At 70.8% G+C, this 15,050-nt stretch carries 17 protein-coding genes and 2 tRNA genes; 14 read left to right on the forward strand and 5 right to left on the reverse strand.

Annotation, left to right across the window (positions count from 1 at the left end):
* The first annotated feature begins 74 nt into the window (after positions 1-74).
* On the forward strand, positions 75-665 hold the full coding sequence (locus AB0F29_RS39015) for a DUF3566 domain-containing protein (RefSeq protein ID WP_026290410.1): 591 nt from the start codon (positions 75-77) through the stop codon (positions 663-665).
* Positions 666-736: 71 nt separating this feature from the next.
* A tRNA-Ile gene (locus tag AB0F29_RS39020) sits at positions 737-810 on the forward strand.
* Positions 811-1,158: 348 nt separating this feature from the next.
* Here AB0F29_RS39020 and AB0F29_RS39025 read toward each other — a convergent pair.
* On the reverse strand, positions 1,159-1,536 hold the full coding sequence (locus AB0F29_RS39025) for a DUF6344 domain-containing protein (protein ID WP_361883027.1): 378 nt from the start codon (positions 1,534-1,536) through the stop codon (positions 1,159-1,161).
* 291 nt (positions 1,537-1,827) lie between these two features.
* On the opposite strand from AB0F29_RS39025, the gene AB0F29_RS39030 reads away from it, so the two are divergent.
* The gene (locus AB0F29_RS39030; protein WP_003958712.1) at positions 1,828-1,962 is read left to right on the forward strand and encodes a DLW-39 family protein; all 135 of its coding nucleotides are present in this window, start codon (positions 1,828-1,830) and stop codon (positions 1,960-1,962) included.
* Positions 1,963-2,295: 333 nt separating this feature from the next.
* On the forward strand, positions 2,296-3,630 hold the full coding sequence (locus tag AB0F29_RS39035) for a hypothetical protein (protein ID WP_361883030.1): 1,335 nt from the start codon (positions 2,296-2,298) through the stop codon (positions 3,628-3,630).
* A gap of 20 nt (positions 3,631-3,650) precedes the next feature.
* On the opposite strand, the gene AB0F29_RS39040 is transcribed toward AB0F29_RS39035, so the two are convergent.
* Both AB0F29_RS39040 and AB0F29_RS39045 read right to left on the reverse strand, forming a co-directional pair.
* Positions 3,651-5,090 carry a protein kinase gene (locus tag AB0F29_RS39040; protein ID WP_361883033.1) on the reverse strand — a complete coding sequence of 480 codons (1,440 nt, stop codon included), beginning with the start codon at positions 5,088-5,090 and terminating at the stop codon, positions 3,651-3,653.
* A 138-nt stretch (positions 5,091-5,228) separates the two neighbouring features.
* Complete coding sequence (locus AB0F29_RS39045; RefSeq protein ID WP_026290409.1) at positions 5,229-5,777, reverse strand: transcriptional regulator; 549 nt, start codon at positions 5,775-5,777, stop codon at positions 5,229-5,231.
* A 178-nt stretch (positions 5,778-5,955) separates the two neighbouring features.
* Between AB0F29_RS39045 and AB0F29_RS39050 the strand changes: the two genes are divergently transcribed.
* Positions 5,956-6,028: transfer RNA gene (locus AB0F29_RS39050), tRNA-Ala, on the forward strand.
* Positions 6,029-6,246: 218 nt separating this feature from the next.
* Positions 6,247-6,831, forward strand: coding sequence for a TerD family protein (locus AB0F29_RS39055; RefSeq protein ID WP_018957304.1), 585 nt, complete (start codon positions 6,247-6,249; stop codon positions 6,829-6,831).
* A gap of 149 nt (positions 6,832-6,980) precedes the next feature.
* On the opposite strand, the gene AB0F29_RS39060 is transcribed toward AB0F29_RS39055, so the two are convergent.
* Positions 6,981-7,700 (reverse strand): DUF5324 family protein, encoded by a 720-nt coding sequence (locus tag AB0F29_RS39060; protein WP_361883056.1) that lies wholly within the window; start codon positions 7,698-7,700, stop codon positions 6,981-6,983.
* 281 nt (positions 7,701-7,981) lie between these two features.
* Between AB0F29_RS39060 and AB0F29_RS39065 the strand changes: the two genes are divergently transcribed.
* Both AB0F29_RS39065 and AB0F29_RS39070 read left to right on the forward strand, forming a co-directional pair.
* The gene (locus AB0F29_RS39065) at positions 7,982-8,509 is read left to right on the forward strand and encodes a peptidylprolyl isomerase (protein WP_050359820.1); all 528 of its coding nucleotides are present in this window, start codon (positions 7,982-7,984) and stop codon (positions 8,507-8,509) included.
* 129 nt (positions 8,510-8,638) lie between these two features.
* The gene (locus AB0F29_RS39070; protein ID WP_361883038.1) at positions 8,639-9,541 is read left to right on the forward strand and encodes a rhomboid family intramembrane serine protease; all 903 of its coding nucleotides are present in this window, start codon (positions 8,639-8,641) and stop codon (positions 9,539-9,541) included.
* A gap of 281 nt (positions 9,542-9,822) precedes the next feature.
* Here the strand turns inward: AB0F29_RS39070 and crgA are convergent, their stop codons facing one another.
* Positions 9,823-10,077, reverse strand: a complete 255-nt coding sequence (crgA, locus tag AB0F29_RS39075; protein WP_265600592.1) for a cell division protein CrgA — start codon at positions 10,075-10,077, stop codon at positions 9,823-9,825.
* Positions 10,078-10,218: 141 nt separating this feature from the next.
* On the opposite strand from crgA, the gene AB0F29_RS39080 reads away from it, so the two are divergent.
* The 6 genes from AB0F29_RS39080 to AB0F29_RS39105 all read left to right on the forward strand — a co-directional run bounded on the left by AB0F29_RS39080 (position 10,219) and on the right by AB0F29_RS39105 (position 14,896).
* Positions 10,219-10,986: a DUF881 domain-containing protein gene (locus AB0F29_RS39080; protein WP_361883042.1), complete on the forward strand. Its 768-nt coding sequence runs from the start codon at positions 10,219-10,221 to the stop codon at positions 10,984-10,986.
* A gap of 32 nt (positions 10,987-11,018) precedes the next feature.
* The gene (locus AB0F29_RS39085) at positions 11,019-11,771 is read left to right on the forward strand and encodes a class E sortase (RefSeq protein ID WP_361883045.1); all 753 of its coding nucleotides are present in this window, start codon (positions 11,019-11,021) and stop codon (positions 11,769-11,771) included.
* Positions 11,772-11,858: 87 nt separating this feature from the next.
* Complete coding sequence (locus tag AB0F29_RS39090) at positions 11,859-12,047, forward strand: hypothetical protein (RefSeq protein ID WP_003967905.1); 189 nt, start codon at positions 11,859-11,861, stop codon at positions 12,045-12,047.
* A complete protein-coding gene (locus tag AB0F29_RS39095; protein WP_018957297.1) occupies positions 12,044-12,682 on the forward strand; it encodes an aminodeoxychorismate/anthranilate synthase component II in 639 nt (212 codons plus the stop codon). Before AB0F29_RS39090 ends, AB0F29_RS39095 begins: the two co-directional genes overlap by 4 nt.
* Positions 12,679-14,130: a class E sortase gene (locus AB0F29_RS39100; RefSeq protein ID WP_361883050.1), complete on the forward strand. Its 1,452-nt coding sequence runs from the start codon at positions 12,679-12,681 to the stop codon at positions 14,128-14,130. The genes AB0F29_RS39095 and AB0F29_RS39100 overlap by 4 nt, the downstream gene beginning before the upstream one ends.
* Before the next feature lie 25 nt (positions 14,131-14,155).
* Positions 14,156-14,896 carry a class E sortase gene (locus AB0F29_RS39105; protein WP_361883053.1) on the forward strand — a complete coding sequence of 247 codons (741 nt, stop codon included), beginning with the start codon at positions 14,156-14,158 and terminating at the stop codon, positions 14,894-14,896.
* Positions 14,897-15,050: the final 154 nt, after the last annotated feature.

Consider the following 15,050-nt stretch of genomic DNA (forward strand, 5'->3'; position numbering starts at 1 on the left):
GCGCCGGTTCGGCCGCTTCCGGAGCTGGAGCGAACGGTGCCCGTGGCCCTGCCACGGACTCCCAAGGGGGCACTGTGACGGACACACGAGGGCCTCAGCCCCAGTACGAGGGTTACGCGACCGGGCCCCTGCCCGGCGAGCGTGAGCCCGCACCGGGGCCGTCGGGGCCGTACCACCCGCCCCAGGCGTACCAGGGGCCCGGAGAGCCGGCCGGCGGCACGCTGGGCGGCGCGCAGGGCGTGGGCGGCGCTCAGGCGACGCGTAAGCCACGCACAGGGGCGCGGACCACTCCGCGTACCCGCAAGGCCCGTCTGCGGGTGGCCAAGGCCGACCCGTGGTCGGTGATGAAGGTCAGCTTCCTGCTGTCGATCGCGCTGGGCATCTGCACGGTGGTGGCGTCGGCGGTGCTGTGGATGGTCATGGACGCGATGGGCGTCTTCGAGACCGTCGGCGGCACGATCAGCGAGGCCACCGGCTCGAACGAGAGCAACGGCTTCGATCTGCAGTCGTTCCTGTCGCTGCCGCGTGTGCTCATCTTCACCTCGGTCATCGCGGTGATCGACGTGGTGCTGGCCACCGCGCTGGCGACGCTGGGCGCCTTCATCTACAACCTGTCGGCGGGCTTCGTGGGCGGCGTCGAGCTCACGCTGGCCGAGGACGAGTAGCGCGCCGGGTATCGATTTTGGGACTGGCCCCGACGTGCGCTAATCTTCAGAAGTCAGCGCGACAGCGCGGCGGGGCTATAGCTCAGTTGGTTAGAGCGCATCCCTGATAAGGATGAGGCCACAGGTTCAAATCCTGTTAGCCCCACAGAACGAAGACCCCCAGTCATCAGTGGCTGGGGGTCTTCGCGTTGAGGGTGCTGGTGCTGGTGCTGGTGCTGTCGGTCGGCTCTCGGCCCGGGCCGGGGTGGGCCGGGTCGGGCTGAGGAGGCCGGGTCGGTTCGCGTGGGCGTGTCGGGTCGGGGAGCCGCGCGTACGGCCGGGGCGTTGAGGGCCCTGGAAAGGCCCCGGGACTACCGGAGGTGGCCCCGGACATGGCGAAGGCCCCGTGTCCATGGGGGCTCCGGGGCGTAGGACAGGCTCGGGGCGCACACGGAAAGGGCCCCCGGCCGGTGTGAACCGGACCAGGGGCCCCGGAGTGTGGCGGGGGCCGGGATCAGGGGGGTGGCGCCGGGGAGTCGCCTTCCGGGGCTGTGTGGTGGGAGCCGGCCGGGCCGGTCGTGCGGGCGGCCTCCGCGGGGTCGAGCGACAGGTGCCGGGTGGCCGGGGAGGAGCCGTGGGCCTCGGCGCGGATGCGCTGCTTCATGGTGGGCGGCACGGCCCGGTCACGCGGAAGGGTCCATCGGACCGAGGGGGCGATCGGGGTTGCCGCGGTGGCTGCCGTGTGCTCCTGGGCCGTGGTGCTCGGCTGCGCCGCGGCGTTCGTGGCGTTCGCGGCGCCCGCCGTGGCGGTGGCGAGGCCCAGCGACGCCAGGAGGGCGAAGAACGCGGTGATGAAGGCGGTCCAGAGGTTCTTGGGCTGGAAGGTGCTCATGGCCCCTCGCTTTCGGACGGTCCGGTTGCTGACTTCTCCGATCATGTGGATCCGGGCCGTGGTTTCGAGGAGCGACGCCCGCTCTGCGCCGATCTTCGGATGAACACCACTCGTATGGTGCAACCGGAGTGGACAGGCCTTCGCGGACGGTCGGAAGAGGGGGCGGGGAGGTCTTTCCGGACGCCGTGGAGGGGGGCTCCGGGGCCCCCGGGCAGGTAACCGATCGGTATCGGCCGGTGTGTATAGTCGGCGACAGAAGGCCCATACGCCAAGGAAAGACGAGGTCGCGCGGTGAAGAAGCTTCTCCTGGTCGCACTGGCCGCCATCGGCGGGCTCCTCGTGTACCGCCAGATCCAGGCGGATCGCGCCGAGCAGGATCTGTGGACGGAGGCGACCGACTCCGTGCCCGCAGGTTCGGGTGTGTGAGACGGCACAGTCTGTTACGGGCCCCGGTCGCTGAGCGGCCGGGGCTTCGTGCTGCTCGGGGCCCGCTCGTCGGCGTGCGGGCCCTTTGTCGTACGCGCGTGACGCGCGTGACGCCCGTACCTCGGGGCCTCCTGGCCTCTTGAGTTCACGGGAGCACATACATAAGTTGCTCTGGTGAACTCCGGCCGGGTGTCGGCGAGGGACGGAACGCGGACAAGAGGGGCAATGCGGCTGCGGCCGGAGACACCGGCGGTGCGGGCGGGGCAGGATGGACCGGCGTCGCGGCCCGGGCGGTCGACGGCACCGGCGCGTGAGGACGACGAGGGGAAGCGCGTGAAGAGGCAGCGCAACAGGGGCCGGGTGGTGGCCGCGGTACTCGCGGCGATGTGCGCGGCGGCGGCCCTGCCGGGGCAGGCGCACGCGGCCGGCCCCGGGGTGTACGCGTTCGACCCCGACGCGAAGAACGTGCAGGGGGCGGCTACCAACGTCGAGGCGTCCACGCTGGACGAGGGCGTCCCGTACCGCAGCATGATCAAGCCGGGCGAGAAGCTCTACTACCGGGTCACGCTGGACGACGCCTCCGCCGCCTATGTCTCGGCGGTCGCGGTGCCCGGCGACAGCGGCGCGGTCGCCTACGGCGACGGCATCAACGTCAGTCTCCGGGAGACCGACGACACCCAATGCGGTGCGGAGCAGGCGAACTTCGGCGCGGGCGGGTACGCGCGTCCTATCGCCGCGTACGTCTCCCGGACCATCAAGGAATCCAGCACCACCTGCCAGGAGAGCGGCCAGTACGACGTCCTCGTCGAGCGCGAGAGCAAGGAGACGTCCAACTCCGACGCCTGGGACCTGGAGTTGCGCTTCCTTCAGGAGCCGCGGTTGAAGAGCGGGGCGGCCATGCCGACCGACGGGCCCGAAGGCTATCCCTCGGCCTCGGCGAAGCCGCTGACCGGGAAGCAGCAGAAGCGGTCCGGCGGGGCCGGGTACTCCGAGGCCACCAGTCTGGAGAACGGCCGCTGGCAGGACACGGTCGCCCCGGGTCAGACCCGCTTCTACCGGGTGCCGGTCGACTGGGGCCAGCAGCTCCACGCCACCGCGGGGCTCTCCAACAGCACGGGAGCCACCAAGGAGTTCGTGGGCAACGCGCTCACCCTGTCGCTGGACAACCCCGCCCAGGGACATGTCTCCGACGCCACGCTCTCGTACTCCGGAGGGCCTGCTTCCGCGTCCCTGAGGCCGCTGCCGCCGGTGGCCTACCGCAACCGTTTCGCCCCCTCGGCCCAGGTCAGCGCCATGCGCTTCGCGGGCTGGTACTACCTGTCGGTGTCCCTCAGCCCGAAGCTCAAGGAGTCCTACGGCGCCGAGCCGATCCCGTTCGAGCTGGCGGTCCAGGTGAAGAACAAGGCCGAGACGTCCCCGTACGAGGGTGACGCCGGGGTCTTCGGCGTCACCGACCAGGACCGGGAAGTGGCCCGGAAGGGGAAGAACGCCCGGGAGGCCGCGCGGAGCGGCCCGATGACGGTGGTCGCCGCGGCGGGGATCGGCACGGGGTCCGTGCTGCTGCTCGGGCTGGGCGTCTGGACGCTGCTGGCGCGCCGCCGCGCCGCCGGGGCCCCGGCGGCGGGTACGCCGGTCGCCGGGGGCCACCAGCCGCCGCAGGGCCGGTAGCCGGACCTGCGGCGGGACCGTCAGGTCTGGGTCAGGGCCCAGATGCCGACCGCGAAGCAGATCAGCGCTGCCACCAGCACCCCGGCCGCCACCTTCGGGGGCGGCCCCGGACGCGTTCCCCGTACGGGCGCGTGGGGCGCGGCGTGCCGCACCGGCGGGGCCGGCACCGGTGGTTGCCGCTGCCGGCCGGTGTAGGCGCGGGTGGCGACGGGATCGTGCGATACGCCGGAGGTCGGCGCCTGGGAGAGGTCCGGCGCGCCGACGGCGTACGGGGGTGGCGCGTCCGGCGTGAACGGTGCGGGCGACGGCTGCTGGAACCCCGGCTGTGGGTAAGGCTGTTGCTGCGGGGGTGGTGCGTCCGCGGTGAACGGTGCGGCCGACGGCTGCTCGAACCCCGGCTGTGCGTAAGGCGGTTGCTGCGGGGGCGAGGCTCCGGACGGGGGCGCGAGGTGGAAGCTGCCCGTCTCGGACATCGACGCGGGGGGCGGTGCGTCGGCCTGCTGTCCGGGCTCCGGAACGGCCGGCCGCGCCGGTGCGGCCGTGGGGGCGGGTGCGGGCTTCTCGGGCTCCTGAGGGGCGGTCACGGGCCCGTCGGGGCCGAAGCCCGCCGGCAGCGGCCCGATCTGGTCGAACACCTCCACCGGCTCGTCGTCCGGGCCGGGTTCGGGGAGCATCTCGACCGCGGCGGTCAGGGCCTTGCGGGCGCCCGTCGCCGTCCGGAACCGGGCGTGCGGGTCCGGCTGGAGCAGCCCGGCCAGAACCTGCCACAGCGGTTCGGGAATGCCGTTGGGGGCGCTCGGGGTGCCGTGCGCGGCGAAGTGCTCCACCAGCGCCCGGGAGTCGGGCTTCTGGCCCTGGAGGAGATAGAGCGCGACCAGGCCGACTGCGAAGAGGTCCGCGGGGAAGTCGGGTTCGGCGCCCATCATCTGCTCGGGGGCGAAGTAACCGGGCGTGCCGACCACGTAGTTGGTCTCGGTCAGCCGGGGTTCGCCCTTGCGCATCGAGATGCCGAAGTCGGAGAGGCGCAGATGTGGGCGGCCCGTTCCGGTCGCCTCCATCAGGATGTTGGCGGGCTTGATGTCGCGGTGCACCACCCCTTCGGCGTGCACCGTGGAGAGTCCGGAGAGCAGCTGGTCCAGCAGCAGGCAGACGAAGCGCGGCGGCAACGGGCCGTAGTCGCCGATGACATGGGCGAGCGAGCCGCCGCTCACCAGGTCCATGGTGAACAGGACCTTGTCGTCGTCGGCGGCCCAGCTGGCCGGGGCCAGCACATGCGGGTGCTCGATGCGCAGGGCCTGTTCGCGGACGAAGCGCAGCAGCGTGTGCGCGTCGCTCTGCTGGAGCACCTTGGCCGCGACGTACCTGCGGCGGCGGTGGTCCCAGGCGCGCCAGACGGCGCCGACCCCGCCCCGTCCGATCGGATCGATCAGCTCGTACCGACCAGCGAAGACCTCACCCATTGTGCTGCGCCCGCTCCCCGTTCCCGTGGTGCCGCGGCGTCTGCCGCGGCCCGTGTCCGGCCCCGTGCCCTGCCGACACCAGGGCGCCGCACGGTGTGCGCGTGCCCTGGATCCGCCGTCCTTCGTGGTCCGGAGCCGCTAGCTCTGGTGCCCCTCGTAGTGCGCGACCGCGTCCGCGGTGCGTCCCGCTCCGTACACCTTGAGGAACTCTGCCAGCTCCGGGTGGGTCGGGGCGAGAGCGTCCGCGGCATCGATGATGTCGCCGGCCGCCGCGACCGACCGCAGCAGGGACTGGATCTCGCGCACCACACGGCGGACGGTGGGAGCGCCGCCGGTGGAGGTGGTCTGGCCGGTGGGGGTCAGGACCGACCCTCCCTGTGACTTCTTGATCTCCCCCATGCGGTCGGTGGCCTCGCCCGCGCTGACGCTGCCGTCGGCCACCTGGCTCGCCAGCTCCTGGAGGGCCTGGACGCGCTGGACCACCGCGGGATTCCCGATCTTGGCCCGCTGGCCGCTCATCAGCTGGGAGAGCATCGGGGCGGAGAGCCCGAGAACAGCGGCCAGCCGGGCCTGGTTCAGGCCGAGGTCATCGATCAGCCGGCGGAAGAGCGCCCCCAACGGCTCTCCGTACCAACTGCGTTGAAGCTCTCTGGCTCTTGCCGTCGCCTCTTGTTGCGCTGCGTCCATGGCGTCTCCCCATCGCTGCCGCTTCGCTGCTGCGAACCTTGCGAGCATCTTACGGAGCGTGGTCGTCCACGGGGAGTCCCTATCCTTTTGCAGGATCACGGGGGTCACCCGGTACTCTGGTCTGCGACGGTAGCCCTGGCACGGACGTGCTGGGCGTTGCCCTCGTTCGTTGTGGCCCGGGGCCTTAGCTCAGTTGGTAGAGCGCTGCCTTTGCAAGGCAGATGTCAGGAGTTCGAATCTCCTAGGCTCCACATCTCAGACCCCTCTGAACTGCGGTAACGCGGTTCGGAGGGGTCTTTCTCGTTCGTCTCGTCCTGCTCCCGCGTCGGCGCACCGCCGAGCGCCTGAGCCCCTGCCGGGCGCCGGTCTCGTACGATCCGGAACCGGCGCGCTTCCTGCGGGGAACCGAGTGCCGGAGGTACCAGGCACACTTCATACGTAAACAGTCGAGCCACAAAAGGACTCAGGCATGATCACGTTGACGAAGGAAGACGGCCCGGCCGACCTGGGTGGGGTGACCCATCTGTCCATCGGGGCGTCCTGGGACCCCACCGTCGGGAGCAGCGGCGGCCTGATGGGGAAGCTCCGGCAGAAGGCCGGCACGGACCTCGACCTGATCGCCATCGCCCTGCAGGGCGGGGACCCGGTGCGGCTGGCGGGTCTGGACTCGCTGGACCCGCTGGGCAACGGCTCGCTGGTGCACAGCGGGGACAACCAGAGCGGGCACGGTGACGGTGACGACGAGACGGTGACCGTCGAGTTCGCCAAGATTCCTTCGAACATCACGGCGATCGTCTTCATCGCCGCCGCGTACAAGAAGCGCAGCGCGTTCAGCAACGCGCGCAACATCAGCTTCAAGGTGTACGACGCGACGGGCGGCAGCACGCAGCAGGTGGCCGACATCTGGCCGAGCATGCTCACCCAGGACAACGGCGTCGCCGTGGCCAAGGCGATCCGCGAGGGCGCCGGCTGGAAGCTCCAGGTGATCAACGAGACCGGGAAGATCAAGCAGGGCGACGAGCAGGCCCTGATGCGCTTCGCCGTGAGCCGGTAGTCGCCGGTGAGCGGGGCTCCGCCGCCGTCTTACGGCGGAGCGGGGCAGGGCGGGGACAGGAACGGACGAGCGGCTGCGGCCGACCGCGGAGGGCGGTCGGCCGCAGCCGCGTCCGTTCTCTCAGGGGGTGGGCCCGGGGACGCCCCGGGTCAGGGCCGGTCGTCGAGGCCCGGGGTGTCTCCCTCGCCCGACTCGGCTTCGGCCTGCTTGGCCTTGACCTCCGGGTCGAGGTCGGCCCGGTCGCTGCCGTCGACCGAGCTGAGCGGCGAACGCTCGTCGCCCAGCTCGGTGGCGACGGGCGGCTCGACCAGCCAGTCCGGGTTGGCCTGCTTGTCCCACCAGCGCCAGGCGGCGTAGGCGCCGCCGGCCAGGACGCCCAGCACCAGGAACCCCTTCGCGGCCCGGCCCGCCTTGGCCCGCCGCTGGTGCTTCCTGGCCAGCTTCTGGATCTCCTTGGCCGTCACCTGGGAGCGCAGCGCAGCGAGGGCGGCCGCGCTGCGGGCGGAAGCCTGCTCGGCGACGGGCAGGGCCACCGACCGGGCGTGCTCGACGCGGGGGGCGGTGTAGTCGGCGGCGCTCCGTGCGGCCTTACGGGTGGAGACCGCGGCGCGGTGCGCGGCCTCGTCGACCCTGGGCGGCACGTGCGTACGGGCCTGTTCGAGGCGAGGTGCGAGGTGGGACGCGTACTGGACACGGGCCTGCTTGGCGGCCTTCGTCACCTTCGGCGCGAGTTGCGTACGAGCCTCGTGCGCGTAGTGGGCCGCCTGCTTCTTGGCTGTGTCGGCGTAAGGCGCCACCACTTCCGCGGCGTGCTGCGCGCTGTCCTTCGCCGAGTCGGTTGCGGCGCGCACGCTGTCGATGCGGGTCACGAGATCCTCCTCCTTGGTGGCGGGTAGGTACTCCGCCTGTCCGCCCAGTTCGAAATCATGCCTGTTGGATCCAGGCCCGGCATGCGGGACGGGCATCCGGGTCATGGTCGCCATTTGAGGTCAAAACGGTTCATGTGAAGTGTGCCGACGACAATGCCACGGTTCGCCGACGAACGCGCCGTTTCACCCGGCATCCGGCCGCACATTTCCCGGTCCGTGGGAGGATCGGCGGACGTCAGCGATGGATGTGACGTCAGGTGAAGGACGAAGGAAGGCAGACCGTGGCCGAGCAGCTTTACGCCACCTTGAAGACCAATCGGGGCGACATCGAGATTCGGCTTCTGCCGAACCATGCCCCCAAGACGGTCCGGAACTTCGTCGAGCTGGCCACCGGGCAGCGCGAGTGGGTCAACCCGGAGACCGGGGAGAAATCCACGGACCGGCTGTACGACGGCACCGTCTTCCACCGCGTCATCAGCGGTTTCATGATCCAGGGCGGCGATCCGCTGGGCAACGGCACCGGCGGCCCCGGCTACAAGTTCGCCGACGAGTTCCACCCGGAGCTGGGCTTCACGCAGCCTTATCTGCTGGCCATGGCGAACGCGGGTCCGGGGACGAACGGGTCGCAGTTCTTCCTGACCGTGTCCCCCACCGCCTGGCTGACCGGCAAGCACACCATCTTCGGCGAGGTGTCCGGTGAGGCCGGCCGCAAGGTCGTCGACGCCATCGCGGCCACCCCGACCAATCCGCGTACCGACCGTCCGCTGGAGGACGTGGTGATCGAGTCCGTGGTCGTCGAGACCCGCTGACGACGGCTCCCGCCGGATACCCGCGCGGGAACCAACCGCCCCGCCCGTCCGTACTGATACAGAGCGGACCAGCGGGGCGGCCCTGTTCGCGCCGCCGAGCGACGAGGACCGAGAGGCAGGCCAGGACCGATGGACCAGCAGCCGCCGGGGAACGGTGCCGCCACGGGAAGCGGGGCGCCGACGCCGACCTGCTACCGCCACCCCGACCGCGAGTCCGGCATCAGCTGTACGCGCTGCGAGCGGCCCATCTGCCCCGAGTGCATGGTCAGCGCCTCGGTCGGCTTCCAGTGCCCCGACTGCGTACGCCAGGGCTCGGGCACCGGGCACCACCCGGCGGCCGGCCGGCCGCGGACGCTGGCGGGCGGCTCGGTGGCCGCCGACCCGCGCCTGGTCACCAAGATCCTGCTCGGCATCAATCTGGCAGTCTTCCTCCTGGTCTCCGTCCGTCCCGCGCTGGTGGGCGATCTGACGCTGCTCGGGCTGGCGTGGGACCCGAGCCCGCCGCCGGGATCCGTCGAGGGCGTCGCCGAGGGCCAGTGGTACCGCCTGGTGACCTCGATGTTCCTGCACCAGGAAGTGGTGCACATCGGGTTCAACATGCTGGGGCTGTGGTGGCTCGGCGGACAGCTGGAGGCCGCGCTCGGCCGGAGCCGCTACCTCGCGCTCTATCTGTTGTCCGGTCTCGCGGGCAGCGCGCTGACGTATCTGCTGGAAGCACCCAACCAGGGTTCGCTCGGGGCGTCCGGCGCGGTCTACGGTCTCTTCGGTGCCACCGCCGTACTGATGCGCCGGATGAACTACGACATGCGGCCGGTGCTCGTGCTGCTGGCGATCAACCTGTTCGTCACCTTCCGCTGGGACGGCATCGCCTGGGAGGCGCACATCGGCGGCCTGGTCGCGGGCCTCGCCATCGCCGTCGCCATGGTCCATGCCCCGCGCGAGCGGCGTACGACGGTGCAGGTCGGGACCTGTGCGCTCGTCCTGCTGGTGACGGTCGGGATGATCGTCGCCCGCACGATGTCGCTCACCTGAGCGGAATAGGGCCCTCCACCCCCAGGCGGACCGAAGTTGTCCACAGTGTGCGCAGAATCTTGTGCATGGCAAGAGGAACATGCGTTCCCCTCGTCGCTGAGCTGGGTCTTTCCTTCTGGGCAACGGGGTGCAGCCCCCCTCGATGAGGGAGGCTGCGGTCACACCGGCGTCAACATGAGCGGAGGTTATCCACAGATCGTCTGACCTTTTCCCCCGACTGTGGATAACTCTGTGGGTAACTCAGGGCAAGGCTTGCGCGGAGGTGTCCGAGGAGGGACCCGTCACTTCCACTGCGTCGACACGGCGAAACCGCCGGCGATGAAGCCGAAGCCGACCACGATGTTCCAGTTGCCCAGGGCGTCGACCGGAAGATCACCCTCGGTCACGTAGAACACCACGATCCAGACCAGCCCGATGAGGAACAGGGCCAGCATCACCGGAGCGACCCAACTGCGGTTGGTCAGCTTGATGGTCGTTGCCTGCTTCGCCGGGGGCGGCGTGAAGTCGGCCTTCTTGCGGATACGTGACTTCGGCACGAGGGACTCTCCTGTCGATGCGCTGCGTGACCGCGCAGGGATCTGTGGCGGGCGCCGGGGGCGGGTGCCAGGGGGAATACTGCCTCCCCCGAGCGTCCGTTAGCGTAGTGCTTCTCTGGCGCCTGATGAGATAAGGGTACGTTGAGCAATTTCGCCGACTCCCCAGAAGGCCCGGCCCGGCGCACCTCCGCGTGGGCGGCCCGGGGCCTCACCGCTGCGGTTTTCGCCCTGGCCGGACTCATCTTCGTCACCAGCGCCAACACCGCCAAGGGCACCAATCTGCGCAGCGACTCCTCCCTGCTCAAGCTCTCCGACCTGATCAGGGAGCGCAGCGAGAACAACGGCGAGCTGAACGACGCGGTCGCCGGCGCCCGCGCGGACGTCGACGCCCTCGCCCAGCGCGACGACGGCTCCACCAAGGCCGAGGACGCCCGGCTGAAGGCCCTGGAGAAGGCGGCCGGCACCACGAGGATCAGCGGCGACTCCGTCAGCGTGACGCTCGACGACGCGCCCCCCGACGCCACCGCCAACCCCGGCTACCCCGAGCCCCAGCCCAACGACCTGGTCATCCACCAGCAGGACCTGCAGGCCGTGGTGAACGCGCTGTGGGAGGGCGGGGCGCGGGGAATCCAGGTGATGGACCAGCGGCTGATCTCCACCAGCGCCGTCCGCTGCGTGGGCAACACGCTCATCCTCCAGGGCCGCGTCTACTCCCCGCCGTACAAGGTCACCGCGGTCGGCGACCCGGACAAGCTCAAGCAGGCGCTCAACGACGCCACCGCGATCCAGAACTACCTGCTGTACGTGAAGGCGTACGGGCTGGGCTGGAAAGTCGACGAGAACGAGGCGGTGACTCTTCCCGGGTACTCGGGCACAGTGGATCTGCACTACGCACAGCCCGTGGAGTGAGCCCGAGCTGAGAGCCCCGGGGAGGCCGTCCGGTGTCGGTGCGCGTCGTCGTCAGAACCTTCAGCGAACTCTGCGTCACCGTGGGTGCGCTGATCATCCTCTTCGTCGTCTACTTCCTGTTCTGGACAGGGGTGAAGGCGGCCGACGCGGCCGAGGGCGAGATCGACGCCCTCCAAAGCCAGTGGGCCCAGGAGCCCGTGGCGCAGGCCCCGCCGCCCGCCTCCCGGGAGACGTCCCCCTCAAAGACCCCGGCCCCGGATGCGAGCCCGGCCCCGGATGCGAGCCCGGCCCCGGACGCGAGCCCAGCCCCGTACCGCGCCGGAAAGCCCTTCGCGACGATGCACATCCCGCGCCTCGGCGCCGACTGGGAGTGGCCCGTCCTGGAGAACACCGCGGTGACCACCCTGCAGAAGGGACTCGGGCACTACAGCGGAACAGCCCGCCCCGGCGACACGGGCAACTTCGCGGTGGCCGGGCACCGGCGGACGTACGGCGACCCCTTCAAGGACTTCCCGCGGCTGCGGCCCGGGGACGCGGTGGTCGTGAACGACGGCACGACCTGGTTCACGTACCGCGTCGCGAAGAAGCCTCACCGGACCGTGCCCACCGACACCGCCGTCGTCGACCCGGTGCCCCGCGGCTCCGGATTCGAGGACGCCGGACGCTATCTGACGCTCACCACATGCGAGCCGGAATGGGGCAGCAGCCACCGGCTGATCGCCTGGGCGTATCTGGACGCCACGCGGCCGGTGAGCGACGGAAGGCCGCCGGAGCTCTCCGGCTGACCGTGCGGGTCCACGCTTTTCCACAGCTGACCCCCTCCCCGGCCACGGCCCTCTAGTCTGGTGCGGGTACCGAATGGAGGGGTCAGCATGTACGGCTGGATCTGGCGGCATCTGCCGGGCAACGCATGGGTGCGGGGTGTCATCTCGCTCGTGCTGGTTCTGGCGGTCGTCTACGCGCTGTTCCAGTACGTGTTCCCCTGGGCGGAGCCGCTGCTCCCGTTCGGTGATGTGACCGTCGACGGCGAGAGCGCCGGTGGAGCAGGAGCAGACCAGTGAGCGCACGCGTCCTCGTCGTGGACAACTACGACAGCTTCGTCTTCAACCTCGTCCAGTACCTCTACCAGCTCGGCGCCGAGTGCGAGGTGCTGCGCAACGACGAGGTGACCCCCGCCCACGCGCAGGACGGCTTCGACGGGGTCCTGCTCTCCCCGGGTCCCGGAACGCCCGAGCAGGCAGGCGTCTGCGTCGAGATGGTGCGTCACTGCGCGGACACCGGCGTCCCGGTCTTCGGCGTCTGCCTGGGGATGCAGTCGATGGCGGTCGCGTACGGCGGCGTCGTCGACCGGGCCCCCGAGCTGCTGCACGGCAAGACCTCCCCCGTGACCCACGAGGGCAAGGGCGTCTTCGCCGGACTGCCGTCCCCCTTCACCGCGACGCGGTACCACTCGCTCGCCGCCGAACCCGGCGCGCTGCCTCCGGAGCTGGAGGTCACCGCCCGCACGGCGGACGGCATCATCATGGGGCTGCGCCACCGCGACCGGGCGGTGGAGGGCGTGCAGTTCCACCCCGAGTCGGTGCTCACCGAACACGGCCACCTGATGCTCGCCAACTGGCTGGAGCAGTGCGGAGACCAGGGGGCCGTCGCGCGGTCGGCGGGGCTCGCGCCGGTGGTGGGCAAGGCCGCCGCGTGACCGTAGGCCGCCCCGGGCACGAGGCCGGACCGGAGGGCCCTCACGCGCAAGGGGCGTACGGGGCCGACGGCGCGTTCGTGGCGGCGGTGGACGGCCTCGCGGATCCGCTCAGCGATCCGCTGCCCGGCGGGCATGGCTCGCCGTGGTTCCGGGCGGACAACATCCCGGGCGGACCGGGGACGGACGGCCCGGGCCCGGGTCCTGGGCCGACTCCCGGGCCGGTGTCCGCACCAGGCCCCGGAGCGCCGGAGCCGGTGCCCGCGCCCGTGCTCGGACACGTACCGGATCCCGTGCTCGGACACGTACCGGATCCCGTGCTCGGACGCCTACCGACGGCGGCGCCCCCGCCCGGGGCCGGTTACACGGCTCACCAAGGGCCTCAGCAGCCCCAGGGGGCCCCGACCGAGTGGTATGACCCCGCCGGGTACCAACGCGACTGGTACAGGCCGCAGGAGCCGTCTGCGCGCACGGCTCCGGCCGAGGAGCGGGCCCCGGCCCCGGGCCTCCCGGCCGAACCGCCCACCGAAGTGATGGCCGCTGTCGTCGGGCCGCCCGCCGAGCCCCGCACCGAAGTCATCCGCCGCGTTCCGGCCGAGCCCGATCCCGGGCCCGAGCCGGCTTCCCGGCCCGGGCCGCCTCCCCCCGGTGGGCGGGCCGAGCGGCGGCGGGCGGCCAAGGGGCGCGGCCGCAGGCGCCCGGAACCGGCCGCCGAACAGGCCGCCCCGGCCGCCCCGATGTCCCGGATCGAGGCCCGGCGCGCGGCGAAGGCGGCCAAGGACAGCCCGGCGGTCGTCGCCAGCCGGGTGGTCGGCGAGGTGTTCATCTCGCTGGGCGTCCTGATGCTGCTGTTCGTCACCTACCAGCTCTGGTGGACCAACATCCGGGCCGAGCAGATCGCCGGCAAGGAGACGAACCGGATCCAGGACGAGTGGGCGAGAGGCGACCGGAAGCCCGGGGTGTTCGCACCCGGCCAGGGCTTCGCGATCATGCACATCCCCAAGCTGGACGTCGTCGTCCCGATCGCCGAGGGCATCGACAAGGAGAAGGTGCTCGACCGGGGGATGCTCGGCCATTACGGCGAAGGCAGGCTCAAGACCGCGATGCCCTCCGACAAGCAGGGCAACTTTTCCGTGGCCGGCCACCGCAACACCCACGGCGAGCCGTTCCGCTACATCAACAAGCTCGAACCCGGCGACCCGATCGTGGTCGAGACGCAGGACGCGTACTACACGTACGAGATGGCCAGCATCCTCCCGCAGACCGCGCCGTCCAACATCTCGGTGATCGAGCCGGTACCGGTGGGCTCCGGGTTCCAGGGCCCGGGCCGGTACCTCACGATGACGACCTGCACCCCGGAATTCACGAGTACCTACCGGCTGATCGTCTGGGGCAAGATGGTCGACGAACGGCCGCGCAGCCAGGGGAAGCCCGACGCGCTCGTCGGCTGAACATCCTCACGACAGGGACGGTGCGGTGGCAGCGAGGACCGAGCACGACGAGCGGGCCGGCACGTCTCCCTCCCCGGTGGACGCGGACCCGCGCCGGCGAGGCCGTCACCCTGTCGCGACGGCCGTCAGCGTCTTCGGCGAACTACTGATCACCGCGGGCCTGGTGCTCGCGCTGTTCGTCGCGTACTCCCTGTGGTGGACCAATGTGCTCGCCGACCGCGAGGCCGACAAGCAGGGCGACACGGTCCGCAGCAGATGGGCGGACGGACCGGGCGCCCTGGACACCAAGGACGGCATCGGCTTCCTGCACGTGCCCGCCATGAAGAACGGCGAGATCCTGGTCAAGAAGGGCACCGACCCCGAGACCCTGAACAACGGCATCGCGGGTTACTACACGGACCCGGTCGAGTCGGGCCTCCCCTGGGACGACGAGGGCAACTTCACGCTGGCCGCGCACCGCGACGGGCACGGCGCGAAGTTCCACAACATCCACAAGATGAAGAACGGCGATCCGGTCGTCTTCGAGACCAAGGACACCTGGTACGTCTACAAGGTCTACAAGACGCTCCCCGAGACGTCGAAGTTCAACGTCGACGTGATCCAGCCGGTCCCGGAGGAGTCGGGCGTCAAGGAACCGGGACGCTACATCACGCTGACGACCTGCACTCCGGTCTACACCTCGAAGTACCGGTACATCGTGTGGGGCGAGCTGGAGCGTACGGAGAAGGTCGACAAGGACCGCACCAAGCCGGTCGAACTGCGCTGAGCCGCCGAGGAACAGCCGCTCGCGCCCGGGTAACCACGGGAAGGGCCCCGGTCACCATCAGGCGGTTTCTAGGGATCGTCGCAACACGTGGTCGTGTTGGTCAGGCCGCGAGTAGTTTATGCAGGCGCTCGGCTGGGGTTTCCCAGCCGAGCGT

It is taken from the genome of Streptomyces sp. NPDC026589, assembly GCF_040638385.1.
In the GTDB taxonomy this organism is placed as follows: Bacteria; Actinomycetota; Actinomycetes; order Streptomycetales; family Streptomycetaceae; genus Streptomyces.